Genomic DNA, 6,587 nt, shown 5'->3' on the forward strand with positions numbered 1-6,587 from the left:
ATGGGCGAATAAATTTGCCTGCCCCCTGCTGCGTCGGGACCGCCCAACTGCGAGCCTCTTAAGCCATGACCGCCAACCTGTTTTCGCGCCTGTTCGACGATGTGAAGGATCTGGATCGGCTGGCGATCGAAACGCCGGATGGCGGGCGGATCAGCTATGGCGACCTGATCGAGCGCTCGGGCCGGACCGCGAACCACCTGGTGGCGCGCGGGGTCAAGGTCGGCGACCGTGTCGCCGTGCAGGTGGAAAAGTCGGTCGAGGCGCTGGTGCTGTATCTGGCGACGGTGCGGGCCGGCGCCGTGTTCCTGCCGCTCAACACCGCCTACACCTTAAACGAGATCGATTATTTCATCGGCGACGCCGAGCCGTCGCTGGTCGTCTGCGACCCTGCGAAGGTCGAGGGCGTCACCACGCTTGCCCGGCGTGTCGGCGCCGAGGTCGAGACGCTGGACGCCGCCGGCCGCGGCAGCCTCTCCGACGGCGCCGCGCAGCAGGACGCCGCATTCGTGACGGTTGCGCGCAACGGCGACGACCTTGCCGCCATTCTGTATACGTCCGGCACCACGGGCCGCTCCAAGGGCGCGATGCTCAGCCACGACAACCTGGTGTCGAACTCGCGGACGCTGGTCGACTTTTGGCGCTTCACCGATCGCGACGTGCTGATCCACGCCCTGCCGATCTATCACACCCACGGCCTGTTCGTGGCCAGCAACGTCACGCTGTTCGCGCGCGCGTCGATGATCTTCCTCAGCAAATTCGATCCCAACCAGGTGATCGACCTGATGGCGCGCGCCACCGTGCTGATGGGCGTGCCGACCTTCTACACCCGCCTGCTGCAGAACCAGCGGCTGTCACGCGACACCACCAGCCATATGCGGCTGTTCATCTCCGGCTCCGCGCCGCTGCTCGCCGACACCCATCGCGAGTGGTCGGCGCGCACCGGCCACGCCGTGCTCGAGCGCTACGGCATGACCGAAACCAACATGAACACCTCGAACCCCTATGACGGCGACCGTGTGCCCGGCGCCGTCGGCCTGCCGCTGCCCGGCGTGTCGGTGCGCGTCACCGATCCGGAGAGCGGCACGGAGCTCGCCCGCGACGCGATCGGCATGATCGAGGTCAAGGGCCCCAACGTGTTCAGGGGCTACTGGCGCATGCCGGAGAAGACCAAGTCCGAGTTCCGCGGCGATGGCTTCTTCATCACCGGCGACCTCGGCAAGATCGACGGCAAGGGATACGTCCACATCCTCGGCCGCGGCAAGGACCTCGTGATTTCCGGCGGCTTCAACGTCTATCCGAAGGAAGTGGAGAGCGAGATCGACGCCATCGCGGGCGTGGTCGAGAGCGCTGTCATCGGCGTGCCCCATGCCGATTTCGGCGAGGGCGTCACCGCCGTGGTGGTGGCCGACAAGACGAAGGCGCTGAGCGAGGACGCCGTCCTGCAGGCGCTCGACGGCCGCCTCGCCAAGTTCAAGATGCCCAAGCGGGTGATCTTCGTCGACGATCTGCCGCGCAACACCATGGGCAAGGTGCAGAAGAACGTGCTGCGCGACACCTACGCGACGCTCTATACCAAGGCGACCTGACGCCCTCCCCGGCGCGGCCCGCCCGGCCGCACCGGCGGCTTCGAGCCTTCGGCCGGAGCGAAGACCGCCTGCGGATACTCCTGATTGCGTCCCTGTCGCCCCTCGGCTCATGCTCGGCGCGATTGGCGCCGGACGCCGCACAGACTTGGTGGCGCCGTGACGACGACCTCGCGCAGGTGAATCATGCTTCAGACATCATGCGTCGTTGACGACTCTCGCGGTCGAAATCGGCTGGTATACCAGCGTTCCGCAAGTGATGAACCTGCGTTCGCGTCATGGTCATTTCTGCGTTGCGCTCAATCTTGTGACTTCGTAAATAGAATTGCTCTATCCAGCCGCCCGCAGCGCCGCCGAGTCATGGCCGCAACCTGCAACCCGTAAAAGACATCGATGACTGTCCAAACAAATCGTCCGCTTTCGCCGTTCTTGACGTATCGCTGGACGCTGACGATGGTCCTGTCCATCGTTCACCGCGCCACCGGCGTTGCGCTGTATGTCGGCACCCTGCTGATGGCCTGGTGGCTGATCGCCACCGCCTCCGGTCCCACCGCCTACGCCAACATCCAGGCCTTCACCTCGAGCTGGATCGGCCGGCTGATCCTGTTCGGCTACACCTGGGCGCTGCTGCATCACATGCTCGGCGGCATCCGTCACTTCGTCTGGGATCTGGGCTACGGCTTCGGCCCCACCGAGCGTGAATGGCTGACCCGCGCGACGCTGATCGGCTCGATCACGCTGACGCTGGTGATCTGGATCATTGCCTATGCCGTTGGAGGCGCGCGATGAGCGACACCAAGACCCAGGCCCGCTCGATCCGCACCCCGATCGCCCGGGTGCGCGGCCTCGGCGCCGCCCACAGCGGCACCAGCGACTTCTGGCGCCAGCGGCTGACCGCCCTCGCCCTGCTGCTGCTGTTCATCCCGGTCGTGCTGATCATCCTGACCCTGCTCGGACGCAATCACGCCGCCGCGGCCCAGATTCTCGGTTCGCCGCTGATCGCGATCATCATGACCCTCTTCATTATCGCCAGCACCTGGCACATGAAGATCGGCATGCAGGTGGTGATCGAGGACTATGTCCACGACGAGAAGGTGAAGCTCGTCGCCGTCATCGCCAACACGTTCTTCGCGGCAGCCGTCGGCCTCGCCTCGATCTACGCCATTATCAAACTGTCATCTGGAGTGTAGCGCATGGCCGCCAACGGCACTGGCGCTCCGGCCACCAACGGCCACGCCTACCCCATCGAAGATCACACCTATGACGTCGTCGTCGTCGGCGCCGGCGGCGCCGGCCTGCGCGCCGTCGTCGGCTGCAGCGAGGCCGGTCTGCGCACCGCCTGCATCACCAAGGTGTTTCCGACCCGTTCGCACACCGTCGCGGCGCAGGGCGGCATCTCCGCCTCGCTCGGCAACATGCACAAGGACGACTGGCGCTGGCACATGTACGACACCGTCAAGGGGTCGGACTGGCTCGGCGACCAGGATTCCATCGAATACCTCGTGCGCAACGCGCCGGATGCCGTCTACGAGCTCGAGCACTGGGGCGTGCCGTTCTCGCGCACCGAGGACGGCAAGATCTATCAGCGCCCGTTCGGCGGCATGACCATCGATTTCGGCAAGAGCCAGGCGCAGCGCACCTGCGCCGCCGCCGACCGCACCGGCCACGCCATGCTGCACACGATGTACGGCCAGGCGCTGCGCCACTCGGCCGAGTTCTACATCGAGTTCTTCGCCATCGACCTGATCATGGACGATCAGGGCGTCTGCCGCGGCGTCATCGCGCTCAAGCTCGACGACGGCACGCTGCACCGCTTCCGCGCCCAGACCACCATCCTGGCGACCGGCGGCTACGGCCGCGCCTACGCGTCGTGCACCTCGGCGCACACCTGCACCGGCGACGGCAACGCCATGGCGCTGCGCGTCGGCTTGCCGCTGCAGGACATGGAGTTCGTCCAGTTCCACCCGACCGGCATCTACGGTTCGGGCTGCCTCGTCACCGAGGGTGCCCGCGGTGAGGGCGGCTATCTCGTCAATTCCGAAGGCGAGCGCTTCATGGAGCGCTATGCGCCGTCCGCCAAGGACCTCGCCTCGCGCGACGTCGTCTCGCGCGCGATGACCATCGAGATCCGCGAAGGCCGCGGCGTCGGCAAGAACAAGGACCACATCTTCCTGCACCTCGATCATCTCGATCCGAAGGTGCTGCACGAGCGTCTGCCGGGCATCTCGGAGTCGGCGAAGATCTTCGCCAACGTCGACGTCACCCGCCAGCCGATCCCGATCGTGCCGACCGTGCACTACAACATGGGCGGCATCCCCACGAACTTCCACGCCGAAGTCGTCACCAAGAAGAACGGCGACGACAACGCGGTGGTGCCCGGCCTGATGGCGGTGGGCGAAGCCGCCTGCGTGTCCGTGCACGGCGCCAACCGTCTCGGCTCCAACTCGCTGATCGACCTCGTGGTGTTCGGCCGCGCCGCGGCGCTGCGCTGCGCCGAGAAGCTGACCCCGAATGCCAAGCAGCCCGACCTGCCGGCGACCTCGGCGGATCTCGCGCTCGGCCGCCTCGACCGCTTCCGCAACGCCTCCGGCGGCACGCCGACCGCGCAGCTACGCGCCAACATGCAGAAGGTGATGCAGACCAACTGCGCCGTGTTCCGCACCGGCGACGTGCTGCGCGAGGGCCAGGACCTGATCCACAAGGTCCATGGCGGCATCGGCGACATCGGCGTCAGCGACCGCTCGCTGGTCTGGAATTCGGACCTGATCGAGACGCTGGAGTACGACAACCTGATCTCGCAGGCGGTGGTGACGATGGATTCCGCCGCCAACCGCACCGAGAGCCGCGGCGCCCACGCCCGCGAGGACTTCTCGGAGCGCGACGACAAGACCTGGATGAAGCACACGCTGTCGTGGATCGACGATCGCGGCAACACCACGATCAACTACCGTCCGGTCCACGACTACACCATGACCAACGACGTGCAGTACATCCCGCCGAAGGCCCGCGTCTACTGACGCGGACCTTCCTCTACACCCCTTGAACGAACACCCGGACGGCTCGCAGAAGGCTCGAGATCAATGGTTGAATTCTCACTTCCCAAAAACTCGAAGATCACGGGCGGCAAGACCTGGCCGAAGCCGACCACCACCGGGGAGCTGCGCGAGTTCAAGATCTATCGCTGGAATCCGGACGACGGCAAGAATCCGAGCACCGACACCTATTATGTCGACACCTCGGATTGCGGCCCGATGGTGCTGGACGGTCTGATCTGGATCAAGAACAACATCGATCCGACGCTGACCTTCCGCCGCTCTTGCCGCGAAGGCGTGTGCGGCTCCTGCGCGATGAACATCGACGGCCAGAACACGCTCGCCTGCACCAAGTCGATGCATGACGTCGACGCCGGCGCTGTCGACGTGAAGCCGCTGCCGCACCAGCCGGTGGTCAAGGACCTCGTCCCCGACCTCACCAACTTCTACGCCCAGTACGCCTCGATCGAGCCGTGGCTGCACACCGTCAGCCCGACGCCGCAGAAGGAGTGGAAGCAGTCCCAGGAGGATCGCCAGAAGCTCGACGGCCTCTACGAGTGCATCCTCTGCGCCTGCTGCTCGACCTCGTGCCCGAGCTACTGGTGGAACAGCGATCGCTTCCTCGGCCCCGCCGCGCTGCTGCAGGCGAGCCGCTGGGTCAACGACAGCCGCGACGAAGCCACCGGCGAGCGCCTCGACAACCTCGAGGATCCGTTCCGCCTCTATCGCTGCCACACCATCCTGAACTGCGCCAAGGCGTGCCCGAAGGGGCTCAATCCCTCCAAGGCGATCTCCGACCTCAAGCTCAAGATGGTCGAGCGGCAGATCTGACGTTCCGCAGTTCTCCGGTTCTGCGCAAGCGGCGAAGCCCCAGGCTTCGCCGCTTTTTCGTTGCCCGTCTGGATCGCCTGCCTGCTCCGGCCGGCCTCGTGCCCGGCACGCGCCACGACTTGCCACCCGCACCCGCTCGGGTACCCTTCGGCAACCTGCAGGGATATTCGGAAGGTTGCCATGATCGACCACATCGGATTTCCGGTTTCCGACTACGAGCGGGCGAAAGCGTTCTACGCGCAAGCGCTCGCCCCGCTCGGCTACGTCCTGATGGTCGAGGTGCGACAGGACGACAATGACGCGCCTGCAGCCGGTTTCGGCAGGGACGGCAAGCCGGACTTCTGGATCGGCGGCGAGGGCGGCATGAACAAGCCGCTGCATGTCGCGATCACGGCAAAAGACCGCGCCACTGTTGACGCCTTCCATCAGGCCGCGATCGCGGCGGGCGGGCGCGACAACGGCGCCCCCGGCCTGCGGCCGCACTATCACGCCAACTACTATGGCGCGTTCGTGCGCGACCCGGACGGCCACAACATCGAAGCCGTGTGCCACGCGCCGGCGTGACGCCACACGCGGGCGGGGCTGCATGATGTTGCGCGTGCGCCGGCGCAGACCGCCCGTTCAACGACTCGCGGATACGTTCCACCACCGCGTCGTGATGCCACAGCCCTGACACCACAGCCGTGCCAGACGCGTTGTGAACGGGCGCTGAACATGCGGCGATCGTCGTCGCGTGATGCGCAAAATAAAGTCCCGAGGCCGGATCGCACCCGCCACAATCCGGCCTAACGATTGGTCGTTGATCATCGAGCCGATCCGCTTCGGCAGCCTGCACAGTTTTTGTCAGACTTCATTTCCAGGACAAAACTCCCCATGAAAACACTTCGTCTTGCCCTGCTCGCCACCACGGCGATGTCGTTCGTGCCGGTCGTCGCGACCCACGTGCACGCGCAGACCGCGCCAATGGTCGTTGCGCAACAGCAAGCCCCCGAGGGCGAGAGGAAGCCCGGCCCCGGTGAGCCGCCGAAGGCGCCGCCAGCCGCGCATCCGCCGGGGGCACCGCCGCCGGCTGCTCACCCGCCCGGCCCCGCGCCCGGTGCCGCGCCGCACCCGGCGCCGCCGCCCGCGGCTGCTCCCAAGG

6 protein-coding genes and 1 pseudogene are annotated in these 6,587 nt (G+C 66.2%); all 7 read left to right on the top strand.

Annotation, left to right across the window (positions count from 1 at the left end; all coding sequences use genetic code 11):
- Positions 1-65: 65 nt before the first annotated feature.
- Positions 66-1,586 carry a malonate--CoA ligase gene (locus tag AB4Z37_RS28025; protein WP_441519994.1) on the top strand — a complete coding sequence of 507 codons (1,521 nt, stop codon included), beginning with the start codon at positions 66-68 and terminating at the stop codon, positions 1,584-1,586.
- A 390-nt stretch (positions 1,587-1,976) separates the two neighbouring features.
- Positions 1,977-2,372: a succinate dehydrogenase, cytochrome b556 subunit gene (gene sdhC / locus AB4Z37_RS28030; protein ID WP_441519995.1), complete on the top strand. Its 396-nt coding sequence runs from the start codon at positions 1,977-1,979 to the stop codon at positions 2,370-2,372.
- Positions 2,369-2,773 (top strand): succinate dehydrogenase, hydrophobic membrane anchor protein, encoded by a 405-nt coding sequence (gene sdhD / locus AB4Z37_RS28035; RefSeq protein WP_441519996.1) that lies wholly within the window; start codon positions 2,369-2,371, stop codon positions 2,771-2,773. Before sdhC ends, sdhD begins: the two co-directional genes overlap by 4 nt.
- A 3-nt stretch (positions 2,774-2,776) precedes the next feature.
- Entirely contained in the window at positions 2,777-4,600 is a 1,824-nt protein-coding gene (sdhA, locus tag AB4Z37_RS28040) for a succinate dehydrogenase flavoprotein subunit (RefSeq protein ID WP_441519997.1), read from the top strand.
- Positions 4,601-4,663: 63 nt separating this feature from the next.
- Entirely contained in the window at positions 4,664-5,446 is a 783-nt protein-coding gene (locus tag AB4Z37_RS28045; RefSeq protein WP_441519998.1) for a succinate dehydrogenase iron-sulfur subunit, read from the top strand.
- A 180-nt stretch (positions 5,447-5,626) separates the two neighbouring features.
- Positions 5,627-6,010 (top strand): VOC family protein, encoded by a 384-nt coding sequence (locus AB4Z37_RS28050; protein ID WP_441519999.1) that lies wholly within the window; start codon positions 5,627-5,629, stop codon positions 6,008-6,010.
- A 309-nt stretch (positions 6,011-6,319) separates the two neighbouring features.
- Positions 6,320-6,587: pseudogene (locus AB4Z37_RS28055) on the top strand (OmpA family protein); the annotation flags it as partial.

Origin of the sequence: Bradyrhizobium sp. 2TAF24 (genome assembly GCF_052115025.1) — a bacterium.
In the GTDB taxonomy this organism is placed as follows: domain Bacteria; phylum Pseudomonadota; class Alphaproteobacteria; order Rhizobiales; family Xanthobacteraceae; genus Bradyrhizobium_A.

What these genes read in the sequence shown, in the direction of transcription:
- AB4Z37_RS28025 (WP_441519994.1), top strand. Translation starts at nt 66, where the DNA reads ATGACCGCCAACCTGTTTTCGCGCCTGTTCGACGATGTGAAGGATCTG.
- sdhC (WP_441519995.1), top strand. Translation starts at nt 1,977, where the DNA reads ATGACTGTCCAAACAAATCGTCCGCTTTCGCCGTTCTTGACGTATCGC.
- sdhD (WP_441519996.1), top strand. Translation starts at nt 2,369, where the DNA reads ATGAGCGACACCAAGACCCAGGCCCGCTCGATCCGCACCCCGATCGCC.
- sdhA (WP_441519997.1), top strand. Translation starts at nt 2,777, where the DNA reads ATGGCCGCCAACGGCACTGGCGCTCCGGCCACCAACGGCCACGCCTAC.
- AB4Z37_RS28045 (WP_441519998.1), top strand. Translation starts at nt 4,664, where the DNA reads ATGGTTGAATTCTCACTTCCCAAAAACTCGAAGATCACGGGCGGCAAG.
- AB4Z37_RS28050 (WP_441519999.1), top strand. Translation starts at nt 5,627, where the DNA reads ATGATCGACCACATCGGATTTCCGGTTTCCGACTACGAGCGGGCGAAA.